The following is a 17,355-nucleotide window of genomic DNA, read 5'->3' as shown; positions in this document are numbered from 1 at the left end:
CGTGTTCCTTCAGTTGTCTTCACCGTCGTACAAGTTGATTGGCTGTCCCGGCATGATCGTCGAGATCGCGTGCTTGTACACCAACTGTGACTGGCCGTCACGGCGCAAAAGCACGCAAAAGTTGTCGAACCAAGTGATGACGCCCTGCAATTTCACGCCGTTGATAAGGAAGACGGTCACCGGGACCTTCGTCTTGCGCACATGGTTCAGGAATGCGTCCTGGAGGTTTTGTCTGTCGGAAGCCATTGGTTTGCCTTTGTTCTTGCCTTTGGCCCGTCCCTCGGGGCCGCCCACGCGAAATGGAGTATGTCGTGCGCGCCAGCGAGTTTCCAGTCGTAAAATAACGCTTTCTCAAGGTGGTGTTGCGCTTGTGCCGAGAAACCGGGCCCGCGGCCTCAACCGCGCCAGCTGTCCGGGCTCAGCATGACAATGACCGCCAGCAGTTCGAGCCGCCCCAGAACCATCGCACCGCAGAGCAGCAGCTTTGCGTGCCAGACATGCGCATTGAGATCGATGGCGGCCTCCGGGGCGACCTCGATCAGCGGTCCGGTATTGGCTAGCGTGGCAATGGTCAGCACGGTGGAATGCTCGAAATTCAGACCGTAAAGTCCCAGAACCATGGTCAGCCCCGACAGCGTCACCGCGAACAGCATGAAGAACACCCATGCGATGAAGGCCCCCTCCTTGCGCAGCCGGCGCCCCAGCAGTCCAGCCCCGCCGACAGAGGAAGGGTGCACCAGCCGCTCGATCTCGCGCGTGCCGTTCTGGTACAGCGCGTAGACCCGCAGCAGCTTTACGCCGCCCGCCGTGGTCGCGACACCGCCGCCCAGCAGCGCCAGCCCCATCAGGATGATCCCCGGCGTGGACAGCCCCGACCAGAATTGCGCCGTGTCCCATTCCGAGCTGATGAAACCGTTGGTCGTCAAAAAGCTAGCCGCCGTGAACAGTGCCCCCCAGAGCGCGCGCAGACCGGCCAGCCAGTTCTGCTCCTCGCCCACCTCGAAGGCCGCCGCCCAGTGGCGCAGGAATAGCGCCAGCGGAACGATGACGACGATCAGCAGGCCCAGTCGGAATTCGGGATCGTACCACAATCCCTGCGTCTGCCGCGTATCGTTGGAGAAGGTCTGGCGCGACAGGGCGAAGGCGAGGAACAGGAAAAGGATGATCTCTCCCCAGATGCCGGAGGGCGCCGATTCCACCCCGCCAATGGGCGATATGCCCGAAGTCGAAAGCACCGCCATGGCATGGGTCAGCGCGATCAGCGGCGGATCGCCCGCCACCATCAACATCACGGTCAGCGCCAGCGTTAGCCCCACATAAAGCGGCACCAACGCCTCTACGCTGCGCCAAAGGCGGCTTTGGGGATCGGAGCGTTCCGAGGCGGCCACACCCGACAGCACCGCCTGCCCCGGCTCGCCCGACGCCGTCACCTCGAACCCGCCAAGCGCCAGCGGCGCCATGATGGCGGAGGCCGCCACCCACATGAGCATTCCGCCCAGCCAGCCGACCTCGGCCCGCCAGAGGTGTTCCGCCACCGACAGCCGCGCCGGGTCGAACAGCGTGGCGCCGGTGGTGGTGAAGGACGACACCATCTCGAAATAGGCACTGGCGAAGGTGGTCGTGCGCACGGCCTCCTGAAAGGGGATCGCCATGTAGACCGGCAGAAAGACAAAGCCCGCCGCAAGCGCCAGCAACTGTCTGAGCGCGCTGGTGTTGTGCTGCCGGTTCGCCAGCGAAATCGCCACCAGCACGGTGAGCACCATGCCGATCACCCCGGCATAGAAGAAAGACCGCGAATCGTGGAATTCCTCAAGCGCGAGACCCACTGCGGCGGGCAGCAGCATGGCGACGGAGGTCAGCCCCGTCAGCGTCAGGAACAGCGGCTGGCGGGCGAGCGCGTGCATCAGAAGAAATCGATGGAGACCTGAAGCAGGCGCTCCACTTCCGGCACGTCGCCCGAAAGCGCGAACAGCACCACGAGGTCGCCATCCTCGACCCGCAGACCGCCGGTGGGCTTCATGACCGTCTTGCCGCGCTTGACCGCGCCGACCAGGACGCCTTCGGGGAAATCGATGTCGCGGATCAGAGCGCCCGCGATGGGCGAGGTCGACAGCACCTCGGCCTCGATCACCTCCGCCTCCGCGTCGCCAATGGAATAGACCATGCGCACCTTGCCGTGCCGGATGTGGCGCAGGATCGACGACACGGTGGTGGAACGCGGGTTGATGTAGGCGTCGATGCCCAGCGGTTCCATCAGCGGCACCAGCGTGGGATCGTTGATCAGCGCGATTACCATGGGACAACCGGCGGCCTTCGCCCGCACTGCGGCCAGCATGTTCACCTTATCGTCGTCGGTAACGCATAGCGCGGCATCCGCGCGCTCGATCCCGGCCTCTGTCTGTAGCGACTGGTCCAGCCCGTCGCCATGCAGCACGATGGTTCGCTCCAGCGCCTCGGCCGCGTGTTCCGCCACCTTTCGGTCGCGTTCGATCACCTTGGCGCGCACCCGTTCGGACCGCTTCTCCAGCCGCCGCGCCACGGCAAGGCCGACGTTGCCACCGCCGACGATGACCACGCGTTCCAGCTTGCGCACCTGTTTGCCAAAGATCTCAAGCGTGCGGCGCACGTCCTCGGAATGCACCATGACATAGGCACTGTCGCCGACGAACAGCTGGTCGCCGCTTTCAGGGGCGAACAGCGTCCCCTCCCGGCGCACACCCACGACCACGGCACGCAGCGTGGAGAACAGGTCGGTAAGCTGGCGCAGCGGCGTATTGACGATGGGGCAATCCTCGTCGATGGACAGCCCCATCAATTGCGCGGCACCGTCAAGGAACGTTTCCGTATCGAAGGCCACCGGGGCCGACAGCCGCTGCAGGGCCGCCTCCGCCACCTCGCGTTCGGGCGAGATCACCACATCGATGGGCAGATGTTCGCGCCGGTAGAGGTCGGAATAGATCGCGGTCAGGTAGCTTTGCGCCCGCAGGCGGGCGATCTTGCGCGGCACGGAAAAGATCGAATGCGCCACCTGACAGGTGACCATGTTGACCTCGTCCGAGTAGGTCGCGGCGATGATCATGTCCGCGTCGCGGGCGCCCGCGCGGTCCAGAACGTCCGGGTAGGAGGCAAAGCCCGCGATGCCCTGCACGTCCAGCGTGTCGGTGGCGCGCCGCACCAGATCGGGATTGTTGTCCACGACCGTGACGTCGTTGCGTTCGCCCGACAGGTGGCGCGCGATCTGCCAGCCGACCTGCCCTGCCCCACAGATGATGACCTTCATGGATGCCTTTCCCAGACCTGCCCGCGGATCGTGCCACCGGCATGGCACGCGGACCCGGTGCCGTCAACGCAAAGCGCCTCGATCGGTCCCCGCTAGGCCCCGCCGTCGGCGTCCGATTTTTCGCAGAAAAATCGTGAGGCGCGCGGCGTCACCGGTCTTCTGCCACCCGCACCTTCCACTCTCGTTTCCAGGCAAAGACATCCTCGCGCGCGTCCCAACTGTAGCGCGGGTCGTCCATTGTTCCGGACCACCACAGCCGCCCCATCCCCTGCCGCCACGGATCCAACACGATGCCGTCCTCAAAACGCGCACCCTTTGCGGAAACGATCAGCACCGAATGTTCCAGCTTCACATTACGGGAATTGGCGATGGCCCGGTGCAGGTCGATGGTGCGCAGCTTCAACGCCCACATCTGCCGTTGCAGATCGTCGGCCCAGTCCTTGCACAGCCCGCGCGGCTTCAGTCCGTGATTGACCTTCATGTTATGGACCAGCGGCGGGTCCACCACGTCCCAGTCCCGCGCCCACTGCAGCGGCTTGAGAACAGCCACCTCGGCCACGCGCTGCGCCTCTGCAGGGTCGATCCCCGGCCCCAGCGCGAGGATATCCGCTCTGAGCGCGGCGATCTTTGCCTGCTCCTGCGTCATCCCCGAGGCGGCGAAGGCCATGCGCTCCGGCACCATTTCGTCCCGTGCGGGCATGGCGCAGCCCGCAAGGGTCACCGCCGCCAGCAGGCAGGCGCCCGCCGCTTTCGTCCACATCATCCGTCCCACCCGTGAAGGTCCTTCCCGTCGCTCTGCGACCGACGCTCAGGACGCGTCGATCATGCGGTCGTCTTCCATCAGCGCGACCCGCGCCCCCGCCTTGGCCGAGGTCACGACCCCGAGGCTCTTGAGCTTGCGGTGCAGCGCCGAACGCTCCATGCCGACAAACGACGCCGTGCGCGAGATGTTCCCGCCAAAACGATTGATCTGCGTCAGCAGGTACTCGCGCTCGAAAGCCTCGCGAGCCTCGCGCAGCGGCAGCGTCGCCAGCGTGCCCGACAGAACCACACGGCCCTCGCCGTCGCCCTCCGGACCGCTTTCCTGGGGCAGCTCGCGGGCCTCGATGGGTCCGGTGCCGTCGCCAAGGATCAGCACGCGTTCCACGAGGTTCTTCAGCTGGCGCACGTTGCCCGGCCAGCTCATGGTCTGCATCAGCGCCACCGCATCGTCGGTCACGTCGCGATGGGGCAGGCCCTGCGCGGCATGAAAGGCTTCGATGAAGTGGCGCGTCAGCACAGGGATGTCCTCGCGCCGGTCCGCCAGCGACGGCACCGCGATCGGCACCACGTTCAGCCGGTGATACAACTCCTCCCGGAAGCGGCCGACGGCGATCTCCTCCTGCAGGTCGCGGTTGGTCGAAGAGATCACCCGCAGATCCACGCGCACCTTGTCATTGCCGCCCACACGCTGGAACTGCTGATCGACCAGCACGCGCAGGATCTTTGACTGGGTGCCGACCGGCATGTCGGCAACCTCATCAAAGTAGATCACACCGCCATGCGCCTGCTCCAGAAGTCCCGGCTCGACCCCGCGTTTCGACGACTCGCGGCCAAAGAGCATGGCCTCCATCATCTCCGGCTCCACGCCCGCACAGTTCACCGTGACAAAGGGCGCGCCAGCGCGGTTCGATTGCGCATGAATGTAGCGCGCGGCCACGTCCTTGCCCGCCCCCGCCGGACCCGTCAGCATGACGCGGCCATTCGACTTGGTTACCTTGTCGAGTTGGCTGACCAGAGCGCGGAAGCCCGGACTTTCGCCGATCATCTCCGCCTGCCGCACCTCGCCGCGCTTCAGTTTCTGGTTCTCGCGGCGCAGGGTCGATGCCTCCATCGCACGGCGGATCACCACCAGAAGCTGATCGATGTTGAAGGGCTTCTCGATGAAATCGTAAGCCCCCTGCTTGATCGCCGCTACGGCGATCTCGATGTTGCCGTGACCGGAAATGATGACCACCGGGATATCCGGGTTGTCGCGCTTGACGGTCTTCAGGATGTCGATCCCGTCCATCTTGCTGTCCTTCAGCCAGATATCGAGGATCAGCAGCGCCGGCGGCTCCGCGTTGATCTCCGCCATTGCGTCGGTGGAATTGCCTGCCAGCCGGGTGCTGTAGCCTTCGTCCTCGAGAATGTCCCCGATCAGCTCGCGGATGTCGCGCTCGTCGTCGACGATAAGTATGTCGCTCATGCCGTCCTCTCCATTGTCTCGTGCTCAAAGCCCGGTTTCGTTGCCTGCGCGTCCGCAGGGGTGAGCGGCAGCCGGATGACCGCCATGGCGCCACGATGGGCGCCCTCCGTGAAGGGCGGCGCGTCCTCCAGATTGAGCGTGCCGCCGTGTTCCTCGATGATCTTGCGCACGATGGGCAGGCCCAGCCCGGTACCCTCGCTGCGCGTGGTGACATAGGGTTCAAAGAGCCGCGCGCGGTCCTCCGGAAGACCCACACCGTTGTCCATGATGTGAATGAGCGCCTCCGCCCCGTCCACCTCTGCCGACACGCGGACTTCCGGCGCATAGCCTTCCGGCGGGCCCTTGGCGATCAGACTCTCCGTCGCTTCTCCCGCGTTCTTCAGCAGGTTGGTAAAGGCCTGCCCGATCATGCCAGCATCCAGTTCCGCAGGCATCGGGCGGCCCTTCGGAATATCCGTCCGGAACGTCACGGCGGGCTGACCGCTGTCTTGCAGCAACACCGCGCCACGCAACAGATCGCCCAGATCTTCCGGACGCCGTTCAGGCTCCGGCATCCGCGCGAATTTCGAAAACTCGTCGACGATGCGCCGCAACCCGTCCGTCTGGCGGATGATGACACCGGTCATCTCCTCCAGCTTTTCGGCGTCGTCTTCCTCCAGTTGACGGCCGAACTTGCGCTTGATGCGCTCGGCGGACAGCTGGATCGGCGTCAGCGGGTTCTTGATCTCATGCGCGATGCGGCGCGCCACGTCGCCCCAGGCCGCCATGCGCTGCGCGCTGACCAGATCGGTCACGTCGTCAAAGGCAACCACGTACCCCTCGAGGCTGCCATCGAGCCGCCGCCGTGTGGATAGCCGCACCAGAAGGTGCTCCAGCCGCCCTTCGCGGACGACCTTCACCTCCATCTGCACCATCTCCCGCGCCTCCGCGCGCAGCCGGTCGAAAACCTCGCCGAATTCCGGCACAGCCACCATGATCGGGTCGGCGCGGTGGTTTTCGTGCCATCCCAGCAGCCGTTCCGCCGAACGGTTGACAAAGGTCACGCGCCCGTCCGGGTCCAGACCGACCACGCCCGAGGTGACAGAGGTCAGCACGGAATCGAACAGCCGCTGGCGACGCTCGATCTGGCGCGTATTCTCCAGAAGCGTCTCGCGCTGCGCCTTCAACTGCTGAGTCATGCGGTTGAAGTAGCGCCCGAGCATCGAAATCTCGTCGCCCTCTGCCTCCTCCGGCACCTGCACGTCGAGGTCGCCCTTGCCAACCTGCTGCGCCGCCCCGGCCAGCCGCCCGACGGGCCGTGCCAGCCGTTCGGCGAACCACAGGCCCGCCAGCGTCGCCGCGAGGATCAGCAGCACGGCGAACCCAAGGTAAAGCAACGCGAAGTCGAACAACCGCCGCCCGCGCTCCGTCTCCTGCTGCTGGTAGAAACGCGCGGTCTCCTGCGTTTCGTCCAGCAGGTTGAGGATCTTCCCGTCCACGTCGCGGCTGACGTAAAGGTAAAGGTTGGGATAGGCCGCCAGCGGCACCAGAGCGCGCAGTTCGTTGATGTCGTAATCCCTGATGACGGCCATCTGCTGCAGGTCGGCGGCGGCGAAATCGGCCTGCGAGGGCATTTCGAAATCGAACAGATAGGACCGTTCGCCCCGCGCCTGGATCGCCCCCGTGCGGTCGATCACGAAGGCTTCGCTCAGGCCGCGCTGGATCTGCGCCTGCCCGTCCGCCAGCAACTGCCGCAACGCAAGGTTCGGGTGCTGCGCCAGAAGCGACCGCGAGCGGTCAAGGTAGGCCGCCAGTTCGCCCGCATCCTGTGTCAGCCCGTCGCGGGTCTGCGCTTCATAGGCCTCCGCCGCGCCACGCGAGGCGGCGACCACGTTCTGCACGCGGGTAGAGAACCAGGTTTCCAGACCGATGTTGATGGTGAGCACGGCAAAGACCGCCACGGTGATCGTCGGCAGCAGCGCCATCAGCACGAAAGCCGCCGTCAACCTCAGGTGCAGACGTGACCCCGCCGACTGTCGTCGCCGCGCCGCGACCATGCGCGCCACCCGCGTCAGCACCAGCCCCGCCAGCAGCAGCACGTAGACAAGGTCGGCCAGCAGCACCAGCCGCAGACTCCGGGTAGACGCCCCCTGATCCAGCGGCCCGAGCACCATGAAGGTGGCGAGCGCCAGCACCGGACCCAGCGCCACCAGCGCCAGCGTCATGAGATTGGCGATCCAGCGCTTCTTGCGCAGCCGCATGAGCATCGCCCATGTCGGCGAACGGAACGTTATACCTGCCCGCGTGGCCACTCCCACCTCGTTTCTGTAATGCACCGAGCGCCCCCGTTTGCGGGGATCAGTCGTGCAAGGACCGCCATTTCGTGCGCCTTCTCACTGCAAATCACCGGATATTTTCTCGGATTATTGCGGCGGGGTCACACTTGGTGTGGCCCTTTTACATCAACTTGCGGCGGCGTGTCACGCGAATATCGAGGTCCGTGATCTTCTTCCGGAGTGTATTTCGATTGATTCCCAATAGATCGGCGCATTTCGCCTGATTGCCGCCCGTGGCCTCCAGCGCGATTTCGATCAGTGGCGCCTCGACTTCCCGGACGATGCGGCCATGCAGACCGGGCGGCGGCAGCATCGCGCCGTGCAGGTCAAAGTACCGACGCAGGTGTCGCGCCACGCTCTCGCCCAGTTTGTCGCCGTCGCCGCCACGCAGAACCGGGCCGGTCTCGGGCTGGTTGCCCAGCACCGCCTCGACCTCTGCGCGGGTGATTTCCTCCGACCGGCTGGTCAGCGACAGCCGTCGCACGGCGTTCTCCAACTGACGCACGTTTCCGGGCCAGGAATAGACCCGGAACAGGTCCTGCGCGCCTTCCGACAGCCAGCGCTTCGGCGCGCCTTCGCGTTCTGCACGGGCAAGGAAATGCTCCGTCAGCAGCGCGATGTCCTCGACCCGCTCGCGCAGGCTCGGCACCTGAATCGCCGCCCCGTCGAGCCGGTAGAACAGGTCCTGCCGTACCTTGCCGCCCTCGATCAGGGACTGGCTGTCCAGTTGCGACGACGCAAGGAAGCGCGGCACGTAGTCCCCCGGCACGTCCATCATGCGCACGATGCGGGCCTGGATCTCGTCCGGGACATCGGCGATCTCGTCGATCAGCAGCGTGCCGCCCTTTACCCGCGCCAGCACCCGCGCTGGCCCGTCGAGGTCCGCCAGATCGCCCGCCGTCACCGTAACGAAGGGCAGCGTCCGCCGGTCCGAAAAATCATGCAGCGCCTTGGCGATGAGCGACTTGCCCGTGCCGCTCTCGCCGGTGATGAGCACGGGCAGGTCGGTGTTCATCACCTTTGCCACAAGGCGATAGAGCGCCTGCATCGCGGGCGTCTTGCCCACCAGCGGAAGTTCGTCCGGCTCGTCGGCGCCCACCACCTGCTCGTCCCGGCGCGGCGCGCGGCCGCGGTTTTCCAGCGCCTTCGCCGTCCGCTTCATCAGGTCCGGCAAATCGAAGGGTTTCGGCAGGTAGTCGTAGGCCTCCGCCTCCGCCGCCTGAATCGCCGTCATGATGGTGTTCTGCGCGCTGATCACGATCACCGGCAGTCCGGGCCGGTCTTCGGCGATCTTCGGCAGCATCTCCAGCCCATTGCCATCCGGCATCATCACGTCCGAGATCACCACGTCGCCCTTGCCTTCTCCGACCCAGCGCATCAGCGTGGTCAGCGACGAGGTGGCGTGCACCTTGCAGCCCGCCCGCGTCAGGGCCTGCGTCAGCACGGTGCGGATCGTGCGGTCGTCATCGGCGACAAGTACGGTTCCGTCCATCACCCGTTCTCCTTCTTTTCCCGGGGTGCCCGGGGCAACGACATGCGAAAGACCGTGCGGCCGGGGACGGAATCCACCGAAATCCAGCCGTCATGATCGGATATGATCTTGGACACCAGCGCGAGACCGAGCCCGGTGCCATTCTCCCGCCCCGACACGAATGGATCAAAGATGTCCCCCTTGATCGCCTCCGGCAGGCCGGGGCCGTTGTCGATGATCTCGATCTGCAAGGGCAGTGTCTGGCCGGACCCATCGGCGCGGCGCAGCCGGAAACTGTGTTCGTAATAGGTGTGCAGCGTGATTGTGCCGCCGCTGATCGGGTCCGCCGCCTCCGAGGCGTTCTTCACCAGGTTCAGCACCACCTGCAGCAGTTGGTCCGGATCACCCCAGGCCATCGGCAGCGAGGGGTCGTAGTCCTCCACGATCTTCATGTGGGCGCCAAATCCCAGCAGAGCGGAGCGCCGCGCGCGGTCCAGCACGTCGTGAATATTGACCTCGCGGCGGTCGGGGGCGGACAGATTGCCGAATTGCTCCACCTGCTCCAGCAGCTTCACGATCCGGCGCGTCTCCTCCACGATCAGATCGGTGAATTCCTGATCCTCCTTTGAGATGCCCATGGACAGCAGTTGCGCCGCCCCGGTGATCCCCGCCAGCGGGTTCTTGATCTCATGCGCCAGCATCTCGGCCATGCCGATTGCCGACTTGGCCGCCGATTTGACCGAATGCGACTGTGTCATCCGCCCCGCCAGTTCACGCGGCGAGATCAGCATCACCATCCAGCCCTCGCGCCCCGCCAGAGGAGCGATCTGAAGGTTGCAAACCAGTGGCGGACGGCTGCCGGTGCCCACATCGACGTCATTCACGAAAAGTGGCGTGCCATGATCCCGCGCACGGGCCAAGCTTTCCTCCAGCGGGGCATCCACCGCCAGCCGGTCCCAGATCGGCTGGCCCTGCAACCACTTGGCCGAGTTGTTGAGAAAGCCTTCGGCGGCGGGGTTCAGTTCCGCGATGCGTTCGCGCGGGTCGATCAGAATTGCCGGCACCGGCAGCGAATTCCAGATCGTCATCTCCTCCGAACCCATCATGCCGCCACCTGCCGGCAGTCGAGAGCATCGGGGATCATCCGCAGCACTTCGGCGGTGTCACGTTCCGTCAGCAGACGCTGCCGCAGGGCGGGCTCGGTGCCAGCGCGATCCATGTACCAGCCAAGATGCTTGCGCGCCACGCGGTTGCCCAGCTGCGGACCGTAGAACTCCAGCATTGCCGCGTAATGTTCAGAAACCATCGCGGTCAGAGCGCGCCCTTCGGGGATCACAGGTTCGGGGCCGCCGAATATCTCCGCCGCGACCTGCGCCAGCGCCCAGGGCGCACCCTGCGCCCCGCGCCCGATCATCACCCCGTCGGCCCCGGACTGCGCCAGCGCCGCGCGTGCCGATGCGGTGTCGGTGATGTCGCCATTCGCCACGACGGGAATCGATACCGCCTCCTTCACCGCCCGGATCGCGGCCCAGTCGGCGTGGCCCTTGTAGAACTGCGCCCGCGTACGTCCGTGGATCACTACCATGCGCACGCCTGCGTCTTCTGCCCGCCTCGCCAGCTCAGGCGCGTTCAGACAGTCGCTGTTCCAGCCCAGCCGCGTCTTCAACGTCACCGGCAGGTCGATCGCCGCCACGACTGCCTCGATCAGCGTCAGCGCATGGTCGGGCACCTGCATCAGGGCAGAGCCGGACCAGCCGCCAGTGACCTTTTTGGCCGGGCAACCCATGTTGATGTCGATCACCTTCGCGCCCATATCCGCGACCATCCGCGCGGCCTCTGCCATCGGTCCCGGCTCGCGTCCCGCGATCTGGACAGAGGTATTTTCAACCTGCGCGCCCAGCTCCGCCTTGTCCCGCGTACCGGGGCGGTCGGTAAGGAATTCGCCGGAGGCAATCATCTCCGACACGACGAGTCCCGCGCCAAAGCGCGAGACCAGCGTGCGGAACGGCAGGTCCGTGATTCCCGCCAATGGGGCCAGCAAAACCGGCGGCGTTATCGGGCGTTCTCCGAGGGATAGGGCCAAATGCCTAGTCCTTGTGCATCTGATTGTAGGCATGCGCCTGTTAGTCCGAGTTAGACTCGTCGTTGTATTTATTCAATGTTTCGCCGCGCCTCGACGACGCCCGAGCGAGCATTTGCCTGTTAATTGTGCACCCGTGCTGTGGATTGCAAGCACGCATTCCTACGCCTATGACGGAGAAAGCAAGGGATTACAGACGCATGGACAGGGTCATTCTGATTGTCGCGGCGGGACGCGGACGGCGTGCCGGGGGCGGCCTGCCAAAGCAGTGGCGCGCGGTTGCGGGGCAACCCGTAGCGCGCTGGACTGTCCAGCGAATGGCACCCTACGGGCGGTTGGTCATGGTGATCCACCCCGATGACCACGCCTTGGCCGATGCCGCCTGCGCAGGGTTCGACGTCACCCTCGTGACGGGCGGCGCGGAACGGTCCGAGTCGGTCCGCCTCGGGCTGGAGGCACTGACGGACCATCCGCCTGCCGAGGTCCTGATCCACGATGTCGCACGTTGCTGCGTGACCGCAGAGGTGGTGAAGGGCGTGCTAGATGCACTCGCAACGGTAGAGGCCGCGGCACCCGCCGTGCCCGTCTCTGACGCGCTCTGGGTCGGAGCCGAAGGATACGTGGCCGGCACACAGGACCGCGCCGGGCTTTACCGGGCGCAGACGCCGCAGGGCTTCCATTATGACGCCATCCTTGCCGCGCATCGCGCCAACACCCGAACGGCGGCCGACGATGTGGAGGTAGCCCGCACAGCCGGTATGCGTGTCACCATAACCCCGGGCAGCGAAGCCAACTTCAAGATCACAACGCCGGAGGATTTTCTTCGCGCAAGCCAGGAGTTACAAGACGACATGGATGTAAGACTTGGAAACGGCTATGACGTGCATGCCTTCGAGGACGGCGATCACGTCATCCTCTGCGGGGTGCGCATTCCTCACGAACGCAAGCTGAAAGGCCACTCGGATGCCGACGTGGCCATGCATGCCGTCACCGACGCGCTTTATGGTGCCTTGGCAGAGGGCGACATCGGGCGGCACTTCCCGCCCACAGATCCGCAGTGGAAAGGCGCCGCTTCCGAGATATTTCTGAAACATGCGGTCGACCTCGCGCGTGCGAAGGGCTTTGCCATCGGAAACATCGATGTCACCATCGTCTGCGAACGCCCGAAGATTGGACCGCATGCCGATGAAATGACACATGAAATGGCGCGCATCATGGATCTCGACCGGACACGCATCTCGATCAAGGCGACGACCTCCGAGCGGCTTGGATTCACCGGCCGAGAGGAAGGCATCTCCGCGCTGGCCACCGCGACGCTGGTGGCGTCGTGATGGGGCTCGCGAAACAGCTCGCCTCTGTTGCCGGGGTTGGCTTTCTGCGGCCAGCGCCCGGCACTTGGGGGTCACTGGCAGCGCTGCCGCTGGCCTATGGGATCATCGTCCTGGGCGGTTTCTGGCTCCTCCTGCCTTTGACCGTGGGGGTCTTCGTTCTCGGTCTCAAGGCCACGGAAACGCTGACGAAAACCGGAGATCACGACCCGTCGTGGATCGTCATCGACGAGGTCGTGGGCCAGTGGATCGCCATCATGCCCGTGGCCTACGGCGCAGGCATGATGGGGGCCGAGGTCTGGCGGCTCTGGCCTGGCTGGGTATCGGGCTTTGTCCTCTTCCGCCTGTTCGACATCTGGAAACCCTGGCTTGTGGGCCGCGCCGACCGGCGGGGCGATGCCATGGGCGTGATGCTTGACGACGTGGTGGCGGGAATCTTTGCCGCGCTGGTCTCCATCGTGTTGGCGGGCCTTGCACACGGGGTGCTGATGTCATGATGGAAAACACGAGCATCACCGCGCAAATAATTGAAACCGCACGGAATACTGGCAAGATCGTGACGGTCGCAGAAAGTTGCACTGGCGGCAAGGTCGCCGCCGCGCTGACCGATGTCGCGGGATCTTCCGCGATCTTCGAACGCGGATTCGTCACCTACTCCAACCAGGCGAAGTCTGACATGCTGGGCGTTTCATGCACGACCCTGGACACATACGGCGCGGTTTCCGAGGAAGTCGCACGCGAGATGGCCGAAGGTGCGCGCCGCGCTGCGGGGGCAGATGTGGCCATTGCGATCAGCGGCATTGCAGGCCCCGGCGGATCGGAGTTCAAGCCCGAAGGCCGGGTTTGCTATGCAGTGAGCACCGCGCGAGGCACGCGGACCGAGACCGTCGAGCATGGCGCACTTGGCCGTGCTCAGGTGCGCGATGCGGCAACGCGGCATGCGCTGAAAATGATCCTCGCCGCACTCTGACCCCGGTCAGGAAGTCCGATATACAAACCCTGCGCACCGCACGAGCGACACCCGCCGCCCGTATCGCGGCCCCGCCTCTCCCCGTGCCCGGTCCAAGAACCGCCTAAAATTCAGGCGGACCCGCCACCCCGAGGTTGAGGAAACGCCAACAATTCGGCATTCATGCGCTGCCCGCAAAACAGGCATTAACCGAAAATAAAGCCTACGGTGCGGGCGTTTTGCGAAATGCCGACGAATTACTCACTGGCACGGCCAATTGATCGTTTGCGATGCAGCGGAATCCCGCCATAGGCGCCTTCGGACTGTACGCGGCCCGCCCGGGGCGCGAAGGAGGGAAGGAGTCTTTCATGGTTGGAGCGGATACCGCCTGGATCATCGTCGCGACGGCACTGGTGCTGTTCATGACATTGCCGGGCCTTGCCCTGTTTTACGGCGGCCTCGTACGGGCGCGCAACGTGCTCAGCGTTTTCATGCATTGCTATGCCATCGCCTGCGTCATGAGCGTGCTGTGGTTTGCCTTCGGCTATTCCATCGCCTTCGGCGGCGAAGGCGCGCTCTGGGGTGGACTGGGCAAGGCTTTCCTGAACGGCGTCGATGCCGACACCGTTTCGGGAACCATACCCGAAGTGCTATTTTTCGCGTTCCAGATGACTTTTGCCATCATCACTCCGGCCCTGATCGTCGGCGCCTACGTAGAGCGCATCGGCTTTGGCTTTGTTCTTCTGTTCTCTGCTCTGTGGATGCTGCTGGTCTACGCGCCGGTAACACACTGGATCTGGGGCGGCGGCATGCTGGCCGACGGCGGCATCTTTGGCGAAACCGGGGTCAAGGATTTTGCCGGCGGCATCGTGGTTCATGAAACCGCCGGCCTCGCGGCCCTGCTGATCGCCATTGTCCTCGGCCCGCGACGGGACGCGTCGAAACCCCCGCACAACCCCGGCTACGTGATGATCGGGGCGTCGATGCTCTGGGTCGGCTGGTTCGGCTTCAACGGTGGCTCGCAGCTGGCAGCCGACGGCGGCGCGGCGATGGCGATGACCGTCACGCATATCTCGGCAGCCGCGGCCTCGCTGACCTGGGCACTGTGGGAACGGGTCAAGTTCGGGAAATCCTCGTTGGTTGGCATGGTCACGGGCACCATCGCCGGTCTCGCCTCGATCACCCCCGCATCGGGCTTCGTGACACCGATTCAGGCTCTGATCATCGGCCTGATCGCGGGTATCCTCTGTCAGGAGGCGGTCAACCTCATCCGCAACACGGTAAAGATCGACGACACGCTGGACGTCTTCGCGGTGCACGGCGTTGGCGGCATCTTTGGCACGATCATGATCGCGGTCTTTGGCGCGGGCACCTGGGCGGCACAGCTGGGGTCGCTGGTGATCGTCGGCGCCTTCACCGTCGTCGTGACACTGGTGCTGATCTACCTGGTAAAGGCGATCACGCCGCTGCGCGTGGACGCGGAAACAGAGGTCACTGGCCTCGACCTCGCGGCGCATGGCGAACGGGCCTACGATCACGTGTCCTGATTTCTGGGCAGATCGGGAATGGAAACGGGCCTTTCGGGGCCCGTTTTGCTTTACATCAGGCGGAGAATGTCCTGCATCGCGTTCGTGGTGATCGCCTGCCAGAGGATATCGGCCCTTTCGCCCAGAAGCGCGGTGACCTTGGCTCGCACCCGTGCCTCGCGGTGGTCGAGCGGTAGTGCCGCGTCGAGGTCGTGATGCGCCTCCAGCGTGCCTTCGGGAGTGTCGAGGGTGACAAGCGCCTCGGTCTCTTGCAACGCGGGATCGGCGATGACGGTGACGCGCTCACGTAGTGCGATCAGAGCCGGGTCGGCGCAGAGCGCGTCGGTGTAGGTGGTCAGCGCGGCGGTGTCATGACCAAGCAGCGCGGCGGCAGCGATCGCCCGGTAGGAGAACTTCAACTGCAAGCCGCTGGCGGGGGCGGGAATGTTGCAGACGGTCAGCCAGCGCGGATGGGTGGCGATGGTGATGGCCGCGACGTCGGTCGGGCGCGGCAGGGTCGCGAGCGCCTCCAGCGTGGCGTGCAAGCCGTGGCAGCAGGCGTGGAACTTGTGAGAGACGGAGACCATCAGCGGCCGGTCGGACTGCTCGGCGGCACCATCGGTGTGGTGGGTGGCGAGGAAGCCGTTGACGCCCTCCAGTGCCTGCGGGTTGGAGGTGAAGCCCTGCGCCGCCAGTAGCGCGGCCTCAACCCCATTGGCGGCGGCAATGCCCGCGTTGAATGGCTTGCCCATCGTGCCGAACTGCGACTTCAAGCCGGAGGCGCGGGTCGAGACTGTCGCCAGCGCGTGGGTCATGGCCGCTCCGTCCAGCCCCGCCAGCCGCCCGGCAGCGACGGTAGCGCCAAAGGCCCCGGCAGTGGCCGTCTGGTGAAACCCCACCTGGTAGTGCGCGCGGCCAAAGAGCAGGCCAAAGCGGACAGAGGCCTCGCAGCCCATCAGACCCGCGTCGACCACCGCCTCGAGCGACGCTCCCACACGTTCCCCCATGGCGAAAGCCGCGGAGAGCACCGCGACAGAGGGGTGCCCGATGTGGGCGAAATGCGTGTCGTCATAGTCGAGCGCGTGCGAGGCCGACCCGTTGACCAGCGCCGCCGCGCGGGCGGGCACGCGGCCCCCGCCAAAGAGCGTGGCCTGCGGGGTGCCGCCTTCTTCGGTGACCATGGTGCGCACGGCCTGGGCCACGGGTTCGTCGCGTCCGGCGATGCCGCAGGCCAGCCAGTCGACCGTGGAAAGCCGCATGACTTGGCGCGCCTCCACGCTGGACAGGGCGGCCTCGGAGGCCCTCAGGATGGATGCGATGGTGGACATGAGGGGGCCTCTGACTGGTGGATTCCGGCGGAGGTTAACCGCAGCCCGCGGCAAAAGGGAACGCCCCCGGGAGGATTTCCCGAGGGCTTCGTTCCGCCGCCCCTGTCAGTCTGGTGGCGTGGGTATTGAAATCCGGAAGCCGCCATCCTCGGCCGCCATTGCAGCACCATCGTTCCGGCCCGTCCTTCCCGGCACGTCCGTGACGCCGTGATCATCGAGGACCAGCGCTTCACAGGCGCCACGCGTCACGCACTGGTCCTCAGGCGCTCATCAGCTGGCGCGCGGGCTCTGCAGCGGAGGTCGTCTCATTGGCATCACGATATTGCTCAACCGCCTCGCGCGTGGCCTTGCCTTCATCCTCCGGGCCCTTTTCCGTCAGCGCTTCGGCCGGGCCGTTGCCGGAGCGGACGTCATCGCGGTTTCCCTCGAACTCGATGTATTCCTGGTCCGTGCCGCGCGGTTCGGCGCTCTGGCGGACCGCTTCGGTCCGGGCATCCTGCGCTTGCACCTCTGCCGCCTGTTCGTCCTTGGCCTCGCGGGCCTCACCCTTAGCTTGCAGCGAAATCACGGCGGCGGTCAGGCGCCCCGCCTGCGAGGTCGAGACCGGCGGCGCCGCGGCGGGCTGCGGCTGGACCGCAGAGGGCGCGTTGACCGCCCCCGTGGCGGCGGGCGCCCCGGCCCCCTGTGTCGCGTCGCCGTAAGAAACCCCGCTTGCAGCGTTGCGCGACTGGGCAGGGGGCGTGCGCTCGACCTCGTTCAGCGCGCGCGGCGGCAGGCTGACGCCGGGCGCCTGGGTCGGTATCGAAAACAATGAGGGCATTTCATTTATCCCTTCTGAAGGTATGTCACTC

At 65.4% G+C, this 17,355-nt stretch carries 15 protein-coding genes; 4 read left to right on the top strand and 11 right to left on the bottom strand.

All coding sequences use genetic code 11. The features are described 5' to 3' along the window. Nucleotides 1–9: 9 nt before the first annotated feature. From hfq to dusB, 9 genes are all read right to left on the bottom strand, one after another. A complete protein-coding gene (hfq, locus tag J5474_RS05305) occupies nucleotides 10–246 on the bottom strand; it encodes an RNA chaperone Hfq (RefSeq protein WP_005860899.1) in 237 nt (78 codons plus the stop codon). A gap of 149 nt (nucleotides 247–395) precedes the next feature. Then, complete coding sequence (locus J5474_RS05300; RefSeq protein ID WP_209359759.1) at nucleotides 396–1,904, bottom strand: TrkH family potassium uptake protein; 1,509 nt, start codon at nucleotides 1,902–1,904, stop codon at nucleotides 396–398. Further along, a complete protein-coding gene (trkA, locus tag J5474_RS05295; protein ID WP_209359758.1) occupies nucleotides 1,904–3,280 on the bottom strand; it encodes a Trk system potassium transporter TrkA in 1,377 nt (458 codons plus the stop codon). Before trkA ends, J5474_RS05300 begins: the two co-directional genes overlap by 1 nt. Before the next feature lie 148 nt (nucleotides 3,281–3,428). Next, the gene (locus J5474_RS05290) at nucleotides 3,429–4,043 is read right to left on the bottom strand and encodes a hypothetical protein (protein ID WP_209359757.1); all 615 of its coding nucleotides are present in this window, start codon (nucleotides 4,041–4,043) and stop codon (nucleotides 3,429–3,431) included. 45 nt (nucleotides 4,044–4,088) lie between these two features. Next, nucleotides 4,089–5,507 (bottom strand): nitrogen assimilation response regulator NtrX, encoded by a 1,419-nt coding sequence (gene ntrX, locus J5474_RS05285; protein ID WP_209359756.1) that lies wholly within the window; start codon nucleotides 5,505–5,507, stop codon nucleotides 4,089–4,091. Then, a complete protein-coding gene (locus J5474_RS05280) occupies nucleotides 5,504–7,747 on the bottom strand; it encodes a sensor histidine kinase NtrY-like (protein WP_245216248.1) in 2,244 nt (747 codons plus the stop codon). Before J5474_RS05280 ends, ntrX begins: the two co-directional genes overlap by 4 nt. A gap of 196 nt (nucleotides 7,748–7,943) precedes the next feature. After that, nucleotides 7,944–9,314, bottom strand: a complete 1,371-nt coding sequence (locus J5474_RS05275; RefSeq protein WP_209359755.1) for a response regulator — start codon at nucleotides 9,312–9,314, stop codon at nucleotides 7,944–7,946. Next, nucleotides 9,314–10,396, bottom strand: coding sequence for a two-component system sensor histidine kinase NtrB (locus J5474_RS05270; RefSeq protein ID WP_209359952.1), 1,083 nt, complete (start codon nucleotides 10,394–10,396; stop codon nucleotides 9,314–9,316). Before J5474_RS05270 ends, J5474_RS05275 begins: the two co-directional genes overlap by 1 nt. Then, complete coding sequence (gene dusB, locus J5474_RS05265) at nucleotides 10,396–11,376, bottom strand: tRNA dihydrouridine synthase DusB (RefSeq protein ID WP_245216247.1); 981 nt, start codon at nucleotides 11,374–11,376, stop codon at nucleotides 10,396–10,398. Before dusB ends, J5474_RS05270 begins: the two co-directional genes overlap by 1 nt. 197 nt (nucleotides 11,377–11,573) lie before the next feature. Here dusB and J5474_RS05260 point away from each other — a divergent pair, with 197 nt between their 5' ends. The 4 genes from J5474_RS05260 (at nucleotide 11,574) to J5474_RS05245 (ending at nucleotide 15,197) form a co-directional block, all read left to right on the top strand. Further along, nucleotides 11,574–12,704, top strand: a complete 1,131-nt coding sequence (locus J5474_RS05260) for a bifunctional 2-C-methyl-D-erythritol 4-phosphate cytidylyltransferase/2-C-methyl-D-erythritol 2,4-cyclodiphosphate synthase (RefSeq protein WP_209359753.1) — start codon at nucleotides 11,574–11,576, stop codon at nucleotides 12,702–12,704. Continuing rightward, a complete protein-coding gene (locus J5474_RS05255) occupies nucleotides 12,704–13,198 on the top strand; it encodes a phosphatidylglycerophosphatase A family protein (protein ID WP_209359752.1) in 495 nt (164 codons plus the stop codon). Before J5474_RS05260 ends, J5474_RS05255 begins: the two co-directional genes overlap by 1 nt. Then, the gene (locus tag J5474_RS05250) at nucleotides 13,198–13,671 is read left to right on the top strand and encodes a CinA family protein (protein ID WP_209359951.1); all 474 of its coding nucleotides are present in this window, start codon (nucleotides 13,198–13,200) and stop codon (nucleotides 13,669–13,671) included. The genes J5474_RS05255 and J5474_RS05250 overlap by 1 nt, the downstream gene beginning before the upstream one ends. 347 nt (nucleotides 13,672–14,018) lie before the next feature. Then, the gene (locus J5474_RS05245) at nucleotides 14,019–15,197 is read left to right on the top strand and encodes an ammonium transporter (RefSeq protein WP_209359751.1); all 1,179 of its coding nucleotides are present in this window, start codon (nucleotides 14,019–14,021) and stop codon (nucleotides 15,195–15,197) included. 50 nt (nucleotides 15,198–15,247) lie between these two features. Here the strand turns inward: J5474_RS05245 and J5474_RS05240 are convergent, their stop codons facing one another. Beyond that, nucleotides 15,248–16,504 (bottom strand): MmgE/PrpD family protein, encoded by a 1,257-nt coding sequence (locus tag J5474_RS05240; protein ID WP_209359750.1) that lies wholly within the window; start codon nucleotides 16,502–16,504, stop codon nucleotides 15,248–15,250. Between the two features lie 259 nt (nucleotides 16,505–16,763). Continuing rightward, a complete protein-coding gene (locus J5474_RS05235) occupies nucleotides 16,764–17,324 on the bottom strand; it encodes a hypothetical protein (protein ID WP_209359749.1) in 561 nt (186 codons plus the stop codon). Nucleotides 17,325–17,355 lie beyond the last annotated feature (31 nt).

This window comes from Sagittula salina, assembly GCF_017813235.1.
Taxonomy (GTDB): Bacteria; Pseudomonadota; Alphaproteobacteria; order Rhodobacterales; family Rhodobacteraceae; genus Sagittula; species Sagittula salina.
The sequence above is the reverse complement of the archived record's forward strand: the minus strand, read 5'-3'. Positions and strand labels throughout refer to the sequence as shown.

Bases quoted from the DNA above. Each gene is read 5' to 3' on its own strand.
- hfq (WP_005860899.1), bottom strand. From the start codon at position 246: ATGGCTTCCGACAGACAAAACCTCCAGGACGCATTCCTGAACCATGTG.
- J5474_RS05300 (WP_209359759.1), bottom strand. From the start codon at position 1,904: ATGCACGCGCTCGCCCGCCAGCCGCTGTTCCTGACGCTGACGGGGCTG.
- trkA (WP_209359758.1), bottom strand. From the start codon at position 3,280: ATGAAGGTCATCATCTGTGGGGCAGGGCAGGTCGGCTGGCAGATCGCG.
- J5474_RS05290 (WP_209359757.1), bottom strand. From the start codon at position 4,043: ATGATGTGGACGAAAGCGGCGGGCGCCTGCCTGCTGGCGGCGGTGACC.
- ntrX (WP_209359756.1), bottom strand. From the start codon at position 5,507: ATGAGCGACATACTTATCGTCGACGACGAGCGCGACATCCGCGAGCTG.
- J5474_RS05280 (WP_245216248.1), bottom strand. From the start codon at position 7,747: ATGCGGCTGCGCAAGAAGCGCTGGATCGCCAATCTCATGACGCTGGCG.
- J5474_RS05275 (WP_209359755.1), bottom strand. From the start codon at position 9,314: ATGGACGGAACCGTACTTGTCGCCGATGACGACCGCACGATCCGCACC.
- J5474_RS05270 (WP_209359952.1), bottom strand. From the start codon at position 10,396: ATGGGTTCGGAGGAGATGACGATCTGGAATTCGCTGCCGGTGCCGGCA.
- J5474_RS05260 (WP_209359753.1), top strand. From the start codon at position 11,574: ATGGACAGGGTCATTCTGATTGTCGCGGCGGGACGCGGACGGCGTGCC.
- J5474_RS05255 (WP_209359752.1), top strand. From the start codon at position 12,704: ATGGGGCTCGCGAAACAGCTCGCCTCTGTTGCCGGGGTTGGCTTTCTG.
- J5474_RS05250 (WP_209359951.1), top strand. From the start codon at position 13,198: ATGGAAAACACGAGCATCACCGCGCAAATAATTGAAACCGCACGGAAT.
- J5474_RS05245 (WP_209359751.1), top strand. From the start codon at position 14,019: ATGGTTGGAGCGGATACCGCCTGGATCATCGTCGCGACGGCACTGGTG.
- J5474_RS05240 (WP_209359750.1), bottom strand. From the start codon at position 16,504: ATGTCCACCATCGCATCCATCCTGAGGGCCTCCGAGGCCGCCCTGTCC.
- J5474_RS05235 (WP_209359749.1), bottom strand. From the start codon at position 17,324: ATGCCCTCATTGTTTTCGATACCGACCCAGGCGCCCGGCGTCAGCCTG.